Raw genomic sequence first — 15,853 nt, 5'->3', positions numbered from 1 at the left:
TGTCTCCGCCACAGTGGAACCCGTTCGTCCTGATGTCAATACGTGGATGTCAACACCGAGTGTCCGCGCCTTTGACAGGGGGCGCGACCGCATGGAACGGTCCAGCCATGAGCGCTCCGACCATCCGTGATGTCGCCGAGCGGGCCGGCGTGTCGAAATCCCTGGTCTCCCTGGTGCTGCGCGGATCCGAGCAGGTCCGACCGGAGAAACGGCAGGCCGTGCTGGCCGCCGTGAAGGAACTCGGCTACCGCCCGAACGCGGCCGCCCGCAGCCTCAGCGAGCGCCGTACCCGCTCGGTGGGCGTTCTGCTGAACGACCTGCGCAACCCCTGGTTCGTGGAACTCCTCGACGGCCTGGGTTCCCGCCTGCACGAGAACGGCCTGCACATGATGCTGGCCGACGGCCGCCTCAACCGCCATCTCGGCGAGGACCTCACCCGCATCTTCACGGAACTCCGCGTCGACGGCCTGATCGCGGTGGGCACCCTCCCCGGCTCCGACGAACTCCTCACCGCCGCCACCCACATCCCCACGGTGATCGCCGGCGCCGTAGAGCCGGTCCTGCGCCACGTCGACGTCGTGGCCGGCGACGACTCGTACGGCGCCACCCTGGCCACCGAGCACCTCATCGACCTGGGCCACCGTCGCATCGCCCACATCGCCGGCCAGGGCGTCGCCGGCGCACTGCGCTGCATGTCCTTCGAAGTGGTCATGGGCGCCCACGGCCTGACCGACCTCGCGACGGTCGAACAGGGCGACCACACCGAGGAGGGCGGTTACCGCGCGATGGTCCGCCTGCTCACCGCCCCGGAACGCCCCACGGCCGTCTTCGCCTTCAACGACATCGCGTGCGTCGGCGCGCTCTCGGCGGCCGAGGAACTGGGCCTTCAGGTGCCTCGGGACCTGTCCCTCGTCGGCTACGACAACACATACCTCGCGCGCCTACGACACCTCTGGCTCACCACCGTCGACAACGGCAGCCATGACATCGGCCGCCGCGCCGCGCAGCTCCTCATCCAACGGATGAAGGACCCGAGGCGGGCGGAGGAGACGGTGCTGTCGGAGCCGAGGCTCGAGGTGCGAGGGAGCACGGGACCGCCCTCGACGGAGTAGCTCCGACGCGGGCATGATCCGTACGGTGTCGAACGAATCCACGGAAGCGCGCCGCCCGCCCCTGCTCTGGGAACAACACTGCTGCCTGGCCCTGGAGAAGAACGCCGACGTCGGTGAACTCGCCCGCTACCGCAGACCCGGCGGCAGCTTCGTCTCGGTGAACGTCGGCTACGCGCCGCACGGCGCCGACGACGTCACCGGCCTGGTGGCGAACTGGCGGGAACGGATCGCGGCGGACGACCGGCTGCGACTGGTCGCGGCCGTCGACGACATCGACGACGCCGTGCGCGCGGGGCAGGTTGCGGTCGCCTTCGACCTGGAGGATTCCAGGCCGCTGGAAGGGGACTTGGACCGGGTCAAGTACTTCTACGACCTCGGTGTGCGCACCCTGTTGCCGAGCTACAACACCCGCAACGCGGCCGGCGGCGGCTGCCTCGACCCGGTCGACGAGGGACTCACCGGCTACGGGCGGGCGCTGGTACGGGAGTTGAACGCCGTCGGCATGGTGGCGGACGGCTCGCACTGCGGTGCCCGTACCGGCCTCGACCTGTGCGAGGTGTCCCAACTCCCCGTCGTCTACAGCCACTCCAGCATGCGCGCGGTGTGGGACCACCCCCGCAACATCACCGACGAACAGGCCAAGGAGTGCGCCGCCACCGGTGGCGTCGTCGGGATCACCGGCGTCGGCATCTTCCTCGGCCCCAACGACGCCTCCGTGGAGGCCCTCGTACGGCACATCGACCACGCCGTCGACCTCGTCGGGCCGGAACACGTCGGGGTGTCCACCGACTACCCCTTCGACGAAGGGGACTTCAACGCGATGCTCGCCCGGAGCCCGGAGCTGTACCCCGAGTGCTACACCCGCTGGGGACCGATCCAATTCATGCCGCCGGAAGGCCTGTTGACCGTTGAGGGCGCGCTGCGAGCCCGGGGATATCCCGAGGACGTTGTCGCCGCGATCCTCGGCGGCAACTTCCGCCGAGTGGCGGAGCGGGTGTGGCGGTAACGGGCGCCCGGCCCGCCCGAGCCCGCTCTGGACCGCTCCAAACCGGTCTGGACCCAACCCGGACCGGTCCAGTCGGACCACCCCCGCGATGTGACGTCATCCGGCACGCCCGTTACGTTCGTGGGGACGACGGGAACGCCGGAAGAGGAACAGCATGAGCAGCCGCAACACGGGCGAGATCACGCGCATCGAGGACGCGGCGCTCACCCTGGCCGCGCAGGCCGGTGACGTCGCCGCCCTCGGGCTGCTGCTGGAGCGGCACCGGGCCGGGATGCGCGCGGTCGCGGTCAGTGTGCTCGGGCCAGGGCCCGACGTCGACGACGTGGTGCAGGACGCGGCGCTGACCGCCCTGCGGCGGATCGGTGACGTGCGCGACCCGGAGGCCGTGGGGCCGTGGCTGCGGATGATCGTGCGCAACACCGCCCGCTCGCTGCTGCGCGGCACCGTCGACCTCCGGCCCCTTGACGACCTCCATGTGCCCGCCACGGAGTCCGGCCCGGAACAGTGGCTGGAGCACCACACGATGCGGGACTGGATCTGGGAGGCCATCGAGGAACTGTCGCCCGCGCTCCGACTGCCCCTGGTACTACGGCACTTCAGCGTCGGCGTCACCTCGTACGAGCGGATCGCGGAGGCCTGCGGGATCCCCGTGGGCACCGTTCGGAGCCGCCTCAGCCAGGGGCGGGCCAGGCTCGCGCTGGCCCTCGCCGCCACGGCCGACGCACCGCACGGCGACGCCGGCCGCCGTACCCGCGCCAGCCGTGTCGAGGCCCGCGAGACCCTGGAGGCGGCCGAGAGCGGACACTTCGGCAAGCTGGTCACCGAACGGTGGTCGCCCGAGGCCGCGTTGGTCCGCGGCGGTGAACCGGTGGGCGGCAGAAGCCTGTTGGTGCGCGGAATGGAGTGCGACCTGGAGGCGGGCGTACGGCAGCACCTCGCGCACGCCGTGGCCAGCCGGTCGCTCGTCGTCTGGGAGATGGACATCAGCAACCCCGACGACGACCCCGAGCACTGCCCGCCCGCCGTGGCCTGGCTGATGAGCCTGGACGCCGCCGGACGGGTGCACCGCCTCCGCCTCGTCCACCCCCGGCCGGTACCGGTCCCGCACTCCCTGCTGGTGTGACGGGCATCACGCGACCCGTTTCGAACTTCGCCCTTTCTCCCGCGTCCTGTCCGTGTCATCGCCTCATCGCCACGTGCCGGACAAGGAGATCCCATGAGCACCACCTCTTCGACCGACCCGCTCGCCACCGGAACGCACACCGTCGAGATCGACGGAGTCACACAGCGCTACCACGTCCACGGGACCGGTCCAGTGTGCGTCGCGCACTCCGGGGGACCCGGCATCTTCTGGGAGTACCTGCGCATGCCCGCGCTGGAGGAGCACCTCACGGTCGTCTACCCGGAACCCGTCGGCACCGGCGCCTCCGGCCGGCTGCCCACCCACCCGCACGGCTACACCCGGGCCCGCTACAGCCGCTTCCTCACGGCACTGATCGACCACCTCGGCGTCCCCAAGGTGCACCTCCTCGGACACTCCCACGGCGGCTTCGTCGCCCAGTACCACGCGCTGCACCAGCCCGACCGCCTCGCCGGCGTGATCCTCTACGAGAGCGCACCGGTGACCGGTCCCGAGCACGGCGCCGAGGCCATGCGCCTGGTGCAGGAGTTCGCCGCCCGGCACGCGGACAACCCAGGGCTCCCCGAGGTCGTTGAAGCGTTCCAGAACATCCCCGGCATCTCCGACGACGCGGGGACCACCGCCGTGGCCCGCGGGCTCTTCCCCGCCTACTTCGCCGACTTCTGGGGCCGGGAAGCCGAGTTCGCCCCCGTCCGGGAGGCCGTGGCGGCCACCCACATCTCCGGACTGGGCGAGGACCACACCCCGGACGTCGTCGACGACCGCGCCACCCTTGGCGCGCTCACGGTGCCGACCCTCGTCCTCGTCGGCCGCCACGACTTCATCTGTGGAGTGCGCTGGGCCGAGGAACTCCACGGACTCATCCCGGGTTCGGATCTGGTGATCCTGGAGAACAGCGGGCACTTCGGGCACCTGGAGGAACCGGAGGCCTTCGCGAAGGCGGTGACCGCGTTCGTCGAGGCCACCGGCCGGAACTAGGTCATTCGGTCGAAGCCCCCGCGAACGGTCCGGCCTAGCGTGGAGCTGTCCGGAGGGTTTCCGACAAACAAGGAGCAACGGCATGAGCGCCGTCAAGAACATCGTCCTCGTGCACGGCGGATTCGTCGACGGTTCCGGATGGCAGTCCGTGTACCGCCTGCTCACCCAGGACGGATACCGCGTCAGCGTCGTACAGAACCCGACCCTGTCCCTCGAGGGCGACGTCGCCGTCACCCACCGCGCCCTCGACGCCCTGGACGGTCCGGCGGTGCTCGTCGGCCACTCCTACGGCGGCGCCGTGATCACCGAGGCCGGCCGCCACGACAAGGTGGCCGCGCTCGCCTACATCGCGGCGTTCGCGCCGGACAAGGACGAGTCGGTCGGCACCCTGGTCGCGGACCCGGCGCCCGGCGCGCCCGTACCGCCGATCCTGCCGCCGGTCGACGGCTTCCTGTTCCTGGACCGGGACAAGTTCGCCGCGTCGTTCGCGGGCGACCTGCCGGCCGAGGACGCCGCGTTCCTGGCCGACGCCCAGGTGCCGTGGGGCCTGGACGCGCTCGGCGGTACGATCACCGAGCCCGCCTGGCGGACCAGGCCCAGCTGGTACCTCGTCACGACCGAGGACCGTATGATCCCGCCGCCGGTCCAGCACCGGATGGCCGAGCGGGCCGGCGCCACCGTCTCCGAGGCCGAGGGCAGCCACGCCATCTACGTCTCCCGCCCGGAGGCGGTCGTGGAACTGATCAAGCGGGCCGCGGCCGACCGTGCACTCCGTACCGGGTCGCCGGAGCCACCCGGTACGCCGTTCCCTCCGACACCCACTGGCCACCCGAACCCCCTGACGACTCGAACCCTCTGACGAATCGCCCCCCTGACCACCTGTCAATTCACCGCGACAGCCCGCCTGTTCCCCTCAGGCGGGCTGCCCGCGTGCCCCTCCCGGGACCACCCGAGAAAGAAGCAGCACCTTGACGACCGTCGTCCAGCCGTCCGTCGCCGAGCAGTCCGAGGCGGAGGCCCTCTACCGATTCCAGACTGAGACCCCAGAGCCCGTCCGCACCGCGCTCGGCATGAGCGCCACCCGGATCGGCGGCGGGGTCGTGCTGTCGATGCGCAACGACAGCACCCACTTCTGGAGCAAGGCCCTCGGTTTCGGAGTGACCGCCCCCGTCACCGCCCAACTGGTCGAGGAGGTCTGCGACTTCTACCGTGCCGAGCGCACCCCGCAGGCCGTTCTGCAGATCGCGCCCGCCTTCCTGCCCGAGGACTGGCCGGAGATCTGCGCGCGGGAGGGCATCGTCCGCGCCCCGTCCTGGGTGAAGCTCGTCTGCCCGACCGAAGAGGCCGTCGCCCGCGCCGACGCCCTGGACCGTTCCAACGGCATCAGGGTCACCCCGCTGGCCGCCGAAGAGGCCCTGGAATGGGGCACGGTGATGATGCGGGCCTTCGGCACACCGGTCGAGCACTACGCCGAGATGGCCGCCTCGACCGTGACCCGGCTGGGCTGGCATCCCTACGCCGCCTGGCTGGACGGGGAGTTGGTCGGTACCGGCACCCTGCTCGTCCGCGGCGAGACGGCGCAGATGTTCGCCGGCGCCGTACTGCCCCACGCACGCGGTCACGGCGGCCAGACCGCACTGCTCGCCGCCCGGGCCCGCGCGGCACGGAAGCTGGGCTGCCGGGTCCTCGTCGCCGAGACGGGCGCCGAACAGCCCGGCACCCACAACAGCTCCCTGCACAACATGCTCCGCCTCGGCTTCGAGGTCGCCTACGAACGCCCCAACTGGCGCTGGCACTTGAACCCCGACGAGGCGGGCACGCCCGGGAACTGAGCCGGGGTGTCACGGAACCGGGGCGGTCGGCGCGCCGTGTGGACCGCTCCAGGAAGGGACGGGGACGTCCAACTTCCCGGAGTGGCTGGGGAGATGAGCGGCCGCCGTGCGCGGGGACAGGAAGAGCCGCGCGCCGATCTGCTTGTTCGTCGGTGCCGTGACGGCCGTCGCCTCGAACAGGTCGTGGCCGACGAAGTCCGCGACGGCCATCGCCCCGGCGTCCGTCTGCATGGCGCGCCGCCGCCTCCTCGTGCCGGTCGGTGCGGATCGCGACCCCGGAGAGGTCCAGCAGCAGTCACAGGGCACGGGGCCTGAGCCGCGACCCCTCATCCGGCGTGCCGAGCACCGACGACGCCCCGGCCCGCGCCGCCGCCTCGTAGGCATGTCGTGAATGGCGTGCTACGTCATCTTCTGCCCCGCGCTGGTACGTTGCTCGGGCGTCGGAGCCGTTCGGCGCCCCACGCACCCGGGAAGAAGGAGAGGCGTCCAGTGGCCCCGCACGGGACGCGCCGCAGTCTGCCGGCCCTGTTCACCGCCGTGCTCGCGTTCGTGCTGTTGGCCGGACCGGCCTGTGTGCCCGGTGGCGAGCCCTCGCCCCGACCCGTGCGGGCGGCCCCGGCCCACCCGTCCGGCCCCCCGACGGCCTACGGCGCCTACGTCGGCTACGGCCCCGACGCCGTCCGCCGGGTCGCGGAGTTCGGCGCCTGGCTCGGCCGGCCCGAACCCCGGGTCGGCCACGCGTATCTGCCCGGCGACACCTGGACCGGCATCGAGGGCGCCACCGGCGACCTGGACCAGTGGGCCCAGTGGCGGCGCGCCCGGCAGGAGCGCCTGCTGGTCCTCAACGTCCCGATGCTGGACCGCAACGAGGCCCACCTGCCCGACGACGTGGTCCGCGCCGAGTTGGGGGACGGGGCGGGCGGACGCTACGACGACCACTTCCGCGCACTCGCCCGCCGTCTGGTCCAACTCGGCGCCCCGGACACCGAGATCGTCCTCGGGTGGGAGATGAACGGCACCACCTACACCCACCGCTGCGCGCCCGATCCCGCGGCGTGGAAGAAGTACTGGACCCGTATCGTCGCCGCGATGCGATCCGTCCCCGGGCAGCGCCTCCGCTTCGACTTCACCCCGAACCGCGGTCACGACGCGATCCCCTGGACCGACTGCTACCCCGGCGACGCCTACGTCGACGTCATCGGCATGGACGCCTACGACGCCCCCCGGGGCCTGTCCTTCACCGGCCAACTCACCGAACCGTACGGCCTGTTGGCGCAGGTCGACTTCGCCCGCGCCCATCACAAGCCGATCGCCTACCCCGAGTGGGGCCTGTTCGACAACGGCGACAACCCCACCTACATGCGCGGCATGCTGACCTGGATGGCAGGACAGCACCCTCTCTACCAGACCATCAGCGACTACTGCCCGCACGGAGTGTGGCGCTGCCGCGCCAACCCCAAGTCGGCGGCCGTATACCGTGCGCTGACGGATCATCAGCCCTGATTGCCCCGTACCTTGACTGCCCCGTACCTTGAACGCGCAGAACGGCACCGCCCGTGGAAGCAGGCGATGCCGTTCGGGACGACGACCTCGAACTACCCCGCTACGCCGTCCACTTCACGTTCGGATTCACCTGCCCGGTCCAGTTGAAGATCGCCATGTTGTCCCAACCGTCCCCGCTGGTCGCGATGTTGGCCGGGTCCCAGCCGTTGCCCGTGACCGCGTACCAGGTCGGCTCCCAGTAGAAGACGCCGATCGCACCCGCGCTGCGCGCCGTGTTCTGCACGGCGGTGAACTCCGCGCCCTGGCCCGCCCAGGTCAGCGGATAGCCCGAGCACCCCGACGTCACCGAGTTCGCCGTACTGTCCGCGTCGGACGAGGTGAACGGGTAGGCCGTCTCCGCGATGATGACGTCCTTGCCGTAGCGGGACTTCATGTCCGAGACGACGCTGCCCATGTTGGCCAGCGTGCCGTGCCACATGCAGTAGTAACTCAGCCCGGTGATGTCCCAGTTGACGCCCTGCGCCTTGATGCCGTCGTAGAACCAGCGGGCGTTGGAGTCGCTGTCCGCGTCGGCGGTGTGGATGATCACCTGGGTGGAACTGTTGCAGGCCTTGGTCGCGTTGTAGCCGGACTTCAGCAGCAGTCCGAGGTTGGTGAAGCTGTTGTTGACGACCTTGCCGTCGTCCCACAGCATGCCGACGTTGATCTCGTTGCCGATCTGCACGCTGTCGGGGGTGGTGCCCTGGGACTTGAGGCTGTTGCAGACGTCGTAGGTGTAGTTGTAGACGTCGGTCTGCAGCGCGCTGATGCCGTGGCTCGCCCAGGCCGCCGGCTTGTACTGCTTGCCCGGGTCGGCCCAGGTGTCGGAGTAGTGGAAGTCGATCAGCAGCTTGAGGCCCTTGGCCTTGACCTGCTTCGCGTAGGCCAGCACCTTCGCCTTGTTGTTGTAGCCGCTGGCGGGGTTGTTCCAGATCCGCAGGCGGACGTAGTTGACGCCGGCGCCCTTGAGGATGTCGAGCGGGTCCTTGGCGGTCCCGCTGGAGTCGTAGTACTTGGCGCCGAGGTCGATCGCGCGCTGAGCGGACGAGACGTCGGCGCCGAGCATGGTGAGCGAGTTCGCGGCGGCGGCGTCCGTGGGGGTGAGCATCGCCGCCGGCAGGGCGACGGCGGCCAGCAGCAAGGCGGCCTTCACTATGCGGCCCGGGATTTTCACGGGGTACCCGACCTCCTTGGGTCGACTGACATGCGCATGCGGTTGGATTCTGAGAACGTTCACAGTAAGAGAGGTAACAGGCACTGTAAATATGTGTGACGGTTGTATTTCCCGCAGTTGGTGGACGTGACGTTCGCGCGAATGGAGTGGGAACGTACACAACACGCATCACATAGTCGTACCGAGGTACTACGCCCGTCCCCGCAACGGCCCCTCGGTACGACGGGTTCGGGGCCCCCTTCCTCCTAGCGTTGCCGGTGTCCGGTAGGGGCAGTGGCACGTGAGCGTGAGGGAATTCGATGATCGAGGCGCAACAGCTGACGAAGCGGTACGGGGAGAAGACGGCGGTCGACCGGCTGGACTTCGTCGTCAAGCCGGGCACGGTCACCGGCTTCCTGGGCCCGAACGGTGCCGGGAAGTCCACGACGATGCGCATGATCGTCGGCCTGGACGCACCCACCGCCGGCACCGTCACGGTCAACGGCAGGCCCTACGCCGAGCACATTGCACCGCTCCAGGAGGTCGGCGCGCTCCTGGAGGCCAAGTCGATCCACCCGGGCCGCTCCGCGTTCGACCACCTGATGGCACAGGCCTACACGCATGGCATCCCGCGCCGCCGCGTCGACGAGGTCATCGAACTGACCGGCCTCCAGTCCGTGGCCAAGAAGCGGGCCGGGGCCTTCTCCCTCGGCATGGGGCAGCGGCTCGGCATCGCCGCCGCGCTGCTCGGCGACCCGGCGACCGTGATGCTCGACGAACCCGTCAACGGCCTTGATCCAGAAGGCGTGTTGTGGATCCGCAACCTGCTGACCGGGCTCGCCGCGGACGGCCGTACCGTCTTCGTCTCCTCGCACCTCATGAGCGAGATGGCACTGGTCGCCGACCACCTGATCGTCGTCGGACGGGGGAGGCTGCTGGCCGACACCACCGTGCAGGACCTGGTCCGGCACGCGGGCGGCGACACCGTCACCGTGGCCTCCGAGCAGCCCGCCCGACTCCGCGAGATCCTCGCCGGTCCCGGTGTGGAGATCACCGGCGAGGTCGGCTCCGAGGAACTGCACGTCACCGGGCTGACCGCGCGCGCCATCGGCATCAGGGCCGCCGAGCACCGCATCCCGCTCTTCGAACTCAGCGCACGGACCGTCTCCCTGGAACAGGCGTTCATGGACCTGACCCGGGACGCCGTCGAGTACCACGGCACCACCACCGTCGAGACCCCCGGGAGGGCCGCGTGAGCACCGCCACCGCGACCGACAGCGCCGCACCCGCAGCCGTACGGCCGGCCCGTCCGCCGTACAAGGTCACCGGGCGCCGCGTGCTGCGCTCCGAGTGGGCCAAGCTGTGGTCCCTGCGCTCCACCTGGATCACCCTCGGCCTCGGCCTGCTGTTCCTCATCGCGTTCGGTCTGATCGCCGCCGCGCACTACAAGTCCTCCTACGACGGCGGGCACTTGAGGCCCGACGACGCCAACTCCACCGCGCTCGACATCTCCCTCTTCGGCACGAACTTCGCGCAGCTCGCCCTCGGCGTGCTGGGCGTCCTGGTCACCGCGGGCGAGTACTCGACCGGCATGATCCGCTCCACGCTGGCCGCCGTACCGCGCCGCCTGCCGGTGCTGTGGTCCAAGGCCCTCGTGTTCGGCCTGGTCGCGCTCGGCATCTCCGTCGTCGGAGTGTTCGTCGCGTTCCCGATCGTCAGCGGCATCGTCTCCGGCACCCCCGCCGCCCTCTCCTTCTCGCACGCAGGAGTCGTCCGGAGCCTGCTCGGCGCCGGGCTCTACCTCGGCCTGGTCGGTGTGATCGGCACCGCGCTGGGCGCGTGGCTCCGCTCGGTCGCCGGCGGTATCTCGGTGCTGGTCGCCTCGCTGATGCTGGTGCCCGGACTGATCGAGCTGCTGCCCAGCTCCTGGCAGGACAACATCAGCCCGTATCTGCCGAGCAACGCGGGCCAGGCCATGTTCGCGCTGACCCACGACTCGACGACCCTCTCGCCCGGCGCCGGACTCCTGGTCTTCCTCGGTTGGACCGCGCTCGCGCTGGGCGGGGCCGCCTACCGGCTGGTGAAGTCCGACGCCTGAGCCACGCGACGCGGCATCCGGCCTGCTCGACGGTCGGATGCCGCATCGGCGTGGGGCCCCACAATGGACAGGTGACCTCCATGAACCCGGACCGGTGACACCGATGAGCGCCGACGACCCCGCCCACGTGCTGTTCGCGGAGACGGACCTCCCGTGGAGCCACCCCGTGGCCGGCCGGCTGTCCCGGTTCGGCCGCCGGGTCAAACAGGGCGACCGGCGGCACCCCTGGGTGCTGGACACGGCTCTGATCGTCCTGGTCGTCCTGATGTTCTGCCTGCCGGACATGTTGGACGGCGACGACGGCCGACGGCGCGGCTTCGACAACAGCTTCATCCACCTGCCCTGGCCGGCGACCATCGCCCTGCAGCTGGGTCTGGTGCTGCCGCTGCTGTGGCGCCGCCGTCGGCCGACGCTGGCCTTCGCGCTGATCGCCGCGGTGTTCTTCGTCCAGGCCGGTCTCGGGGTCTGGCTGCGCGCCGACGTCGCCCTGCTGATCTCCCTCTACAGCCTGGTCCTGCACGGGCAGTTGCGGCGACTGCCCGCCGCCTGCGCGGTCACCCTCGCGGCCCTGGGTCTCTTCGCGCTGCGGCTGCCGTCCGAAGTCCCGGTCCTGGACGCCCTGTTCGTGCTGTTCAGCACCATCACCGCGGCCGTCGCCCTCGGCTTCGTGGTCCGCATCCGGCGCGCCCAGCTCGCCGTGCTGCGCGACCGCGCCGCCCGCCTGGAGGTGGAGCGCGACCAGCGCTCCAAGCTCGCCGCCGCCGCCGAACGCACCCGTGTGGCACGGGAGATGCACGACATCATCGGCCACAACCTCTCCGTCATCATCACCCTCGCCGACGGCGGCGCCTACGCCACAGACCTCGCCCCCGAACGCGGAAAACAGGCCCTGCTCCTCATCGGCGACACCGGCCGCCAGGCCCTCGGCGAACTCCGGCGCATGCTGGGCGTGTTGCGCGTCCAGAGCCCCACCCCCGACGCCCCCGAACTCAGTCCGCAGCCGGGCGTCGCCGACCTCGACGCCCTGTGTGCCCGGATCCGCGCGGCCGGTCCGCAGGTCGTGTACCGCACCGGCGGCGACCCTGCCGCCCTGGACCGCGGGGTCCAGCTCACCGTGTACCGCATCGTGCAGGAGGCCCTCACCAACGCCCTCAAGCACGCGGGCCACGACACCCGCGTCGAACTGACCGTGCACGTCGAGGACGCCCGGGTGCGCATCGACTGCCACGACACCGGCCCGGCCGGGACCGTTCCAGGACCCGCACCGAGCCACGACGAAGGACACGGACTCGCCGGCATGAGAGAACGCGCCGCCCTCTACCACGGCACCGTCACCGCGGGCCCCGCCCCCGGCGGCGGCTGGACGGTACGGGCCACCCTCGACCTCACCCCGCTCGACGCGATCGGGGGAGCGGCATGACGACCGTGCTCATCGTGGACGACCAGCCCCTCCAACGCCTCGGATTCCGCATGCTGTTGGAGGCCAACCCCGACACCGAGGTGGTCGGCGAGGCCGGGCACGGCGGCGAGGCGGTGCGGATGGCCGCCGAACTGCGGCCCGACGTGATCCTGATGGACGTACGGATGCCCGGCATGGACGGCATCGAGGCCACCCGCCGGGTCGTCGCGGCCGGCGACCGCTCCCGCATCCTGATCCTCACCACCTTCGACCTCGACGAGTACGCCCACGAGGCGCTGCGCGCGGGAGCCAGCGGCTTCCTCCTCAAGGACGCCCACCCCGAGGAACTCCTCGCCGGCATCCGCGCGGTGGCATCCGGCGACGCCGTCATCGCCCCCGCTCTCACCCGCCGCCTGCTCGACGCCTACGCCCAACACCTGCCGAAACGCGCACCCGAAGGCCCTCCGGCGGCTCCGGCCACGGACGACCCCCGCATCCGCTCCCTCACCGAACGCGAGCGCGAGATCCTCCTCGCCATCGGCCAGGGCTGGACCAACGGCGAGATCGCCGAGCGCCTCTTCGTCTCCGAGTCGACGGTGAAGACCCACGTCGGCCGCGTCCTGGCGAAGGTCGGCGCCCGCGACCGCATCCAGGCCGTGATCCTCGCCTACGACCTCGGCCTCGCCCGCCCCAACGCCCCCGACCAGTAGGCGAGTTGGGCGTGCTGATCGCGCAAGCTCAACTCGCGCGACTCGCACGGACAGCTTCGTACACGCTGTGGACGCTGCCGCGCATCGCGACAACTGTTGCCTCCCATGGTCGAGATCAAAGCGGCTGTGTCCCGCAGAACGTCATTGGGCGCCATGACGGCGACGGCGACCGCGGCGACCGTGCCGCTGACCTTCGGAGCGCCGAGCGCCGAAGCCGCTCCACAGGCGAGACCCGATCTGCTCCACGTCGGCAGCTGGAACGGCGGACAGGTCTACGGCGTCGCGTTCGACCCCGTCCAAGGAGTCCTGACGCCCAACGGGCCGGTGGCGCAGGTCAGTTCGGGCTGGGTGACGGCCCATCCGGACCGCCCGCTGCTCTACGTCGGCAGCCAGCGGAACGGAGGAATCGTCACCGCCTTCGCCGTCGACCGCACGACCGGCGCGCCGGCCCAGCTCGGTGAGGTGAGCACGGACGACGAAGCCACGGCCGGCGGCGGCCTCTCGTACCTCGGCGTGGACCGGTCCACGGACACCCTCCTCGTCGCCAACTTCGAGGCGGCCTGGCCACTTCGCTCCCGATCCGCCGGGACGGCACACTCGGCGCGCCCGTGTCGGTCGTGGTGGACACCGGATCGGGGCCCAGCCACGTCAGTCGGGCCCGCACCCGCACCAGGTGGTCGTCGCACCCGGCCGCCGCCACGCCCTGGTCCCGACTTCGGCGCCGACCGCGTCTTCGTCCACGGCTTCGACGGAACGACGGGTGCGCTGTCCCCGGGCTGGACCGGTCCCGGCGCCCACGCCACCGACGCCGGAGCAGGGCCGCGACGGCTCGTCTTCCACCCGGACGGGCGCAAGGCCCACCTGCTGACCGAACTCACCGCGGAACATCCCCACCCCGGCCGCCCCCTTCTTCGCCGCCCTCAGGACCGGCGGCCCGCTCGCGATCCTCGGCGTCATCGGCGGCGAGTTCATCGCCTCCTCCGAAGGTGTCGGCCACGAACTCTTCACCTCCGCCATGAACCTTGACGCCGCGACCGAGTTCGCCGGCCTCATCGTCCTGGTGGTGATGACCCTGATCCTGCACGGGTTGCTGACCTGGCTGGACACCTACGCGCCGAAGCGGCTCGGACTGGGCCCGCGGAGGGCGGCCGAACGCCGCGCCGGTTGACCTCCGCCCCACGACATCCCAGCTCACACCGGGTTTCCCGGTCGTCCCCCGGACGGGCAACAGGAAACCCGTCGACCCCGGGAGTCCCTCGGGTCAGGCTGATCCCCGACAGCACCGAGCACGGCCTGCGACACCGCAGGAGACCCGCTAGGGGGAAACATGCGCAAGATGTTCCGCGCCGCCGCCGTATTCGCCACCGCGGCCACCGCACTGGTCGCGATGAGCGGGGCAGCCCAGGCAAAGCCCGCCGGCACGGTCCCCTGGGACGGATGCCCGTCCGGGGCGGTCTGCATCTACGGCGAGGGAGTCGTCCCGAAGGACAACCCGCACCCGACGGACGTGTACTACAGCTACGGCGCCCACAACCTCAGCAACCAGTTCGGCCAGCACTGGATCCTCAACAACCAGTACGGCGGCGCGTCCGTGAGCCTGTGCAACGGGTCCAACGGCACGAACTGCACCGACACGATCGCCGAGAACAACGGCCTCCTCCGCAACTTCACACCCATCAACTCCATCGTCCTCAACCGCCCGTAGCGGAAACCTTCACCGCGGGGGAGCACTGCCGGGACCGGTCCACGACGGTCCCGGCAGTCCCGTTTTTCGCCACTCCGGGTGAATCGCTTCGCTCCCTGTCCGACCCCCGCAGTAACCTGGGCATCCGCTGTCTCACGATCCGGGCAGGCAGGGCCAGGGGGGACGCCTTGGGGGACCAGCAGTACCAGCACGCGGCAGCCGACCGGTCCGACCAGCCGGAGAGCACCGCGCACATCACGCCGTCCTTTCCCGCGCAACTCAGACGGCTGCGCCGGGAGCGCGGACTGTCGCTGGCCGATCTGGCACGCCGGACCCACTACAGCAAGGGCTATCTCAGCAAGATCGAGACCGGCGTCAAGCGGGCGACCGTCGACGTGGCCCGCCAGTGCGACCACATCCTGGGCGCCGAGGGCGAGTTGCTCAAGCTGGTGCGCGAGGCCGCCCCGGCGGAGCGCGCCGGTGGACCCGCCGCCGACGGCACCGCGCCCGCCTGTCCGTATCGCGGACTGGCGGCGTTCACCCCGCGGGACGCGGCCTGGTTCTTCGGCCGGGAGCGGGCCACGGCCGCACTCGTCGAGCGGGTCTTCCAACGCGTCGGCGGCGGACCGCTGTTACTGGTCGCGCCGTCCGGCGCCGGCAAGTCCTCGCTGCTGAACGCCGGTCTCGTCCCCGCCCTGCGGCGCCCCGGCGGCTTCCCGATGCCCGGCGCCGAGCGCTGGCCGGTGGTCGCCGTCACCCCCACCGCCCATCCGCTGGACGAACTCCTCGAACGTACGGCGAAGGTCCTCGGCAGCGACCTCGACCTCACCGCGCGGCAGGTGGCCGAGCGGCCCGAGGCCCTGCTGGAAGCGGTCCGTGCCCGCTCGGAAGGCGCTCCGCCCGGCCCCGACGGCCGCCGCCCGCCACCGGTCCTCCCGGTGCTGCTGGTCGACCAGTTCGAGGAGTTGTTCACGCTCTGCTCCGACGAGGGCGAGCGACGGGCCTTCGTCCGGGTCCTGCGGTCGCTGTCCACGGGCCCGGACCCCGCCGTCGTCGTGCTCGGCGTCCGCGCCGACTTCACCGGCCGCTGCCTCGAACTCCCGGAACTCGCCCCGGTGTTCACCGACGGACTGTTCGTCCTGCTTCCCATGTCCGTGGCCGAACTGCGGGAATCCATCACCCGCCCCGCCGAACTCGC

Annotated in this window: 17 protein-coding genes; 15 read left to right on the top strand and 2 right to left on the bottom strand. The window is 71.0% G+C overall.

Annotated elements, in window-relative coordinates:
• Positions 1-107: 107 nt before the first annotated feature.
• The 6 genes from JHN45_RS07185 to JHN45_RS07160 all read left to right on the top strand — a co-directional run bounded on the left by JHN45_RS07185 (position 108) and on the right by JHN45_RS07160 (position 6,069).
• Positions 108-1,112, top strand: coding sequence for a LacI family DNA-binding transcriptional regulator (locus JHN45_RS07185; RefSeq protein WP_201048413.1), 1,005 nt, complete (start codon positions 108-110; stop codon positions 1,110-1,112).
• Positions 1,113-1,137: 25 nt separating this feature from the next.
• Positions 1,138-2,118 (top strand): membrane dipeptidase, encoded by a 981-nt coding sequence (locus tag JHN45_RS07180; protein ID WP_307783050.1) that lies wholly within the window; start codon positions 1,138-1,140, stop codon positions 2,116-2,118.
• A 154-nt stretch (positions 2,119-2,272) separates the two neighbouring features.
• The gene (locus JHN45_RS07175) at positions 2,273-3,241 is read left to right on the top strand and encodes an RNA polymerase sigma factor (RefSeq protein ID WP_201048411.1); all 969 of its coding nucleotides are present in this window, start codon (positions 2,273-2,275) and stop codon (positions 3,239-3,241) included.
• 93 nt (positions 3,242-3,334) lie between these two features.
• Positions 3,335-4,237, top strand: coding sequence for an alpha/beta fold hydrolase (locus tag JHN45_RS07170; protein ID WP_201048410.1), 903 nt, complete (start codon positions 3,335-3,337; stop codon positions 4,235-4,237).
• A gap of 82 nt (positions 4,238-4,319) precedes the next feature.
• The gene (locus tag JHN45_RS07165; protein ID WP_236583449.1) at positions 4,320-5,096 is read left to right on the top strand and encodes an alpha/beta fold hydrolase; all 777 of its coding nucleotides are present in this window, start codon (positions 4,320-4,322) and stop codon (positions 5,094-5,096) included.
• A gap of 109 nt (positions 5,097-5,205) precedes the next feature.
• Positions 5,206-6,069: a GNAT family N-acetyltransferase gene (locus JHN45_RS07160; protein WP_201048409.1), complete on the top strand. Its 864-nt coding sequence runs from the start codon at positions 5,206-5,208 to the stop codon at positions 6,067-6,069.
• 9 nt (positions 6,070-6,078) lie between these two features.
• Here JHN45_RS07160 and JHN45_RS07155 read toward each other — a convergent pair whose 3' ends face one another.
• Positions 6,079-6,300, bottom strand: a complete 222-nt coding sequence (locus tag JHN45_RS07155; RefSeq protein WP_201048408.1) for a hypothetical protein — start codon at positions 6,298-6,300, stop codon at positions 6,079-6,081.
• A 258-nt stretch (positions 6,301-6,558) separates the two neighbouring features.
• Between JHN45_RS07155 and JHN45_RS07150 the strand changes: the two genes are divergently transcribed.
• On the top strand, positions 6,559-7,572 hold the full coding sequence (locus JHN45_RS07150) for a glycoside hydrolase family 26 protein (protein WP_201048407.1): 1,014 nt from the start codon (positions 6,559-6,561) through the stop codon (positions 7,570-7,572).
• 100 nt (positions 7,573-7,672) lie between these two features.
• On the opposite strand, the gene JHN45_RS07145 is transcribed toward JHN45_RS07150, so the two are convergent.
• Positions 7,673-8,785 (bottom strand): arabinogalactan endo-beta-1,4-galactanase, encoded by a 1,113-nt coding sequence (locus tag JHN45_RS07145; RefSeq protein ID WP_374195596.1) that lies wholly within the window; start codon positions 8,783-8,785, stop codon positions 7,673-7,675.
• Positions 8,786-9,084: 299 nt separating this feature from the next.
• Between JHN45_RS07145 and JHN45_RS07140 the strand changes: the two genes are divergently transcribed.
• From JHN45_RS07140 to JHN45_RS07105, 8 genes are all read left to right on the top strand, one after another.
• The gene (locus tag JHN45_RS07140; protein ID WP_201048406.1) at positions 9,085-10,020 is read left to right on the top strand and encodes an ABC transporter ATP-binding protein; all 936 of its coding nucleotides are present in this window, start codon (positions 9,085-9,087) and stop codon (positions 10,018-10,020) included.
• Complete coding sequence (locus JHN45_RS07135) at positions 10,017-10,862, top strand: ABC transporter permease (protein WP_201048405.1); 846 nt, start codon at positions 10,017-10,019, stop codon at positions 10,860-10,862. Before JHN45_RS07140 ends, JHN45_RS07135 begins: the two co-directional genes overlap by 4 nt.
• Before the next feature lie 103 nt (positions 10,863-10,965).
• A complete protein-coding gene (locus JHN45_RS07130) occupies positions 10,966-12,282 on the top strand; it encodes a sensor histidine kinase (protein ID WP_201048404.1) in 1,317 nt (438 codons plus the stop codon).
• Positions 12,279-12,971 carry a response regulator transcription factor gene (locus JHN45_RS07125; RefSeq protein ID WP_201048403.1) on the top strand — a complete coding sequence of 231 codons (693 nt, stop codon included), beginning with the start codon at positions 12,279-12,281 and terminating at the stop codon, positions 12,969-12,971. The genes JHN45_RS07130 and JHN45_RS07125 overlap by 4 nt, the downstream gene beginning before the upstream one ends.
• 153 nt (positions 12,972-13,124) lie before the next feature.
• Positions 13,125-13,997 (top strand): beta-propeller fold lactonase family protein, encoded by an 873-nt coding sequence (locus JHN45_RS07120; RefSeq protein WP_236583448.1) that lies wholly within the window; start codon positions 13,125-13,127, stop codon positions 13,995-13,997.
• On the top strand, positions 13,987-14,139 hold the full coding sequence (locus tag JHN45_RS07115) for a hypothetical protein (protein ID WP_201048401.1): 153 nt from the start codon (positions 13,987-13,989) through the stop codon (positions 14,137-14,139). The genes JHN45_RS07120 and JHN45_RS07115 overlap by 11 nt, the downstream gene beginning before the upstream one ends.
• 159 nt (positions 14,140-14,298) lie before the next feature.
• Positions 14,299-14,676 carry a hypothetical protein gene (locus JHN45_RS07110; RefSeq protein ID WP_200717642.1) on the top strand — a complete coding sequence of 126 codons (378 nt, stop codon included), beginning with the start codon at positions 14,299-14,301 and terminating at the stop codon, positions 14,674-14,676.
• A 167-nt stretch (positions 14,677-14,843) separates the two neighbouring features.
• Positions 14,844-15,853: helix-turn-helix domain-containing protein (locus JHN45_RS07105; protein ID WP_374195595.1), on the top strand; the 1,010-nt coding region annotated here is incomplete at its 3' end.

The organism is Streptomyces sp. MBT53, assembly GCF_016654115.1.
In the GTDB taxonomy this organism is placed as follows: Bacteria; Actinomycetota; Actinomycetes; order Streptomycetales; family Streptomycetaceae; genus Streptomyces.
This window is presented reverse-complemented; position numbering and strand designations above follow the sequence as displayed.

Bases quoted from the DNA above. Each gene is read 5' to 3' on its own strand.
- JHN45_RS07115 (WP_201048401.1), top strand. From the start codon at position 13,987: ATGAACCTTGACGCCGCGACCGAGTTCGCCGGCCTCATCGTCCTGGTG.
- JHN45_RS07125 (WP_201048403.1), top strand. From the start codon at position 12,279: ATGACGACCGTGCTCATCGTGGACGACCAGCCCCTCCAACGCCTCGGA.
- JHN45_RS07185 (WP_201048413.1), top strand. From the start codon at position 108: ATGAGCGCTCCGACCATCCGTGATGTCGCCGAGCGGGCCGGCGTGTCG.
- JHN45_RS07165 (WP_236583449.1), top strand. From the start codon at position 4,320: ATGAGCGCCGTCAAGAACATCGTCCTCGTGCACGGCGGATTCGTCGAC.
- JHN45_RS07140 (WP_201048406.1), top strand. From the start codon at position 9,085: ATGATCGAGGCGCAACAGCTGACGAAGCGGTACGGGGAGAAGACGGCG.
- JHN45_RS07130 (WP_201048404.1), top strand. From the start codon at position 10,966: ATGAGCGCCGACGACCCCGCCCACGTGCTGTTCGCGGAGACGGACCTC.
- JHN45_RS07175 (WP_201048411.1), top strand. From the start codon at position 2,273: ATGAGCAGCCGCAACACGGGCGAGATCACGCGCATCGAGGACGCGGCG.
- JHN45_RS07110 (WP_200717642.1), top strand. From the start codon at position 14,299: ATGCGCAAGATGTTCCGCGCCGCCGCCGTATTCGCCACCGCGGCCACC.
- JHN45_RS07155 (WP_201048408.1), bottom strand. From the start codon at position 6,300: ATGCAGACGGACGCCGGGGCGATGGCCGTCGCGGACTTCGTCGGCCAC.
- JHN45_RS07170 (WP_201048410.1), top strand. From the start codon at position 3,335: ATGAGCACCACCTCTTCGACCGACCCGCTCGCCACCGGAACGCACACC.
- JHN45_RS07120 (WP_236583448.1), top strand. From the start codon at position 13,125: ATGACGGCGACGGCGACCGCGGCGACCGTGCCGCTGACCTTCGGAGCG.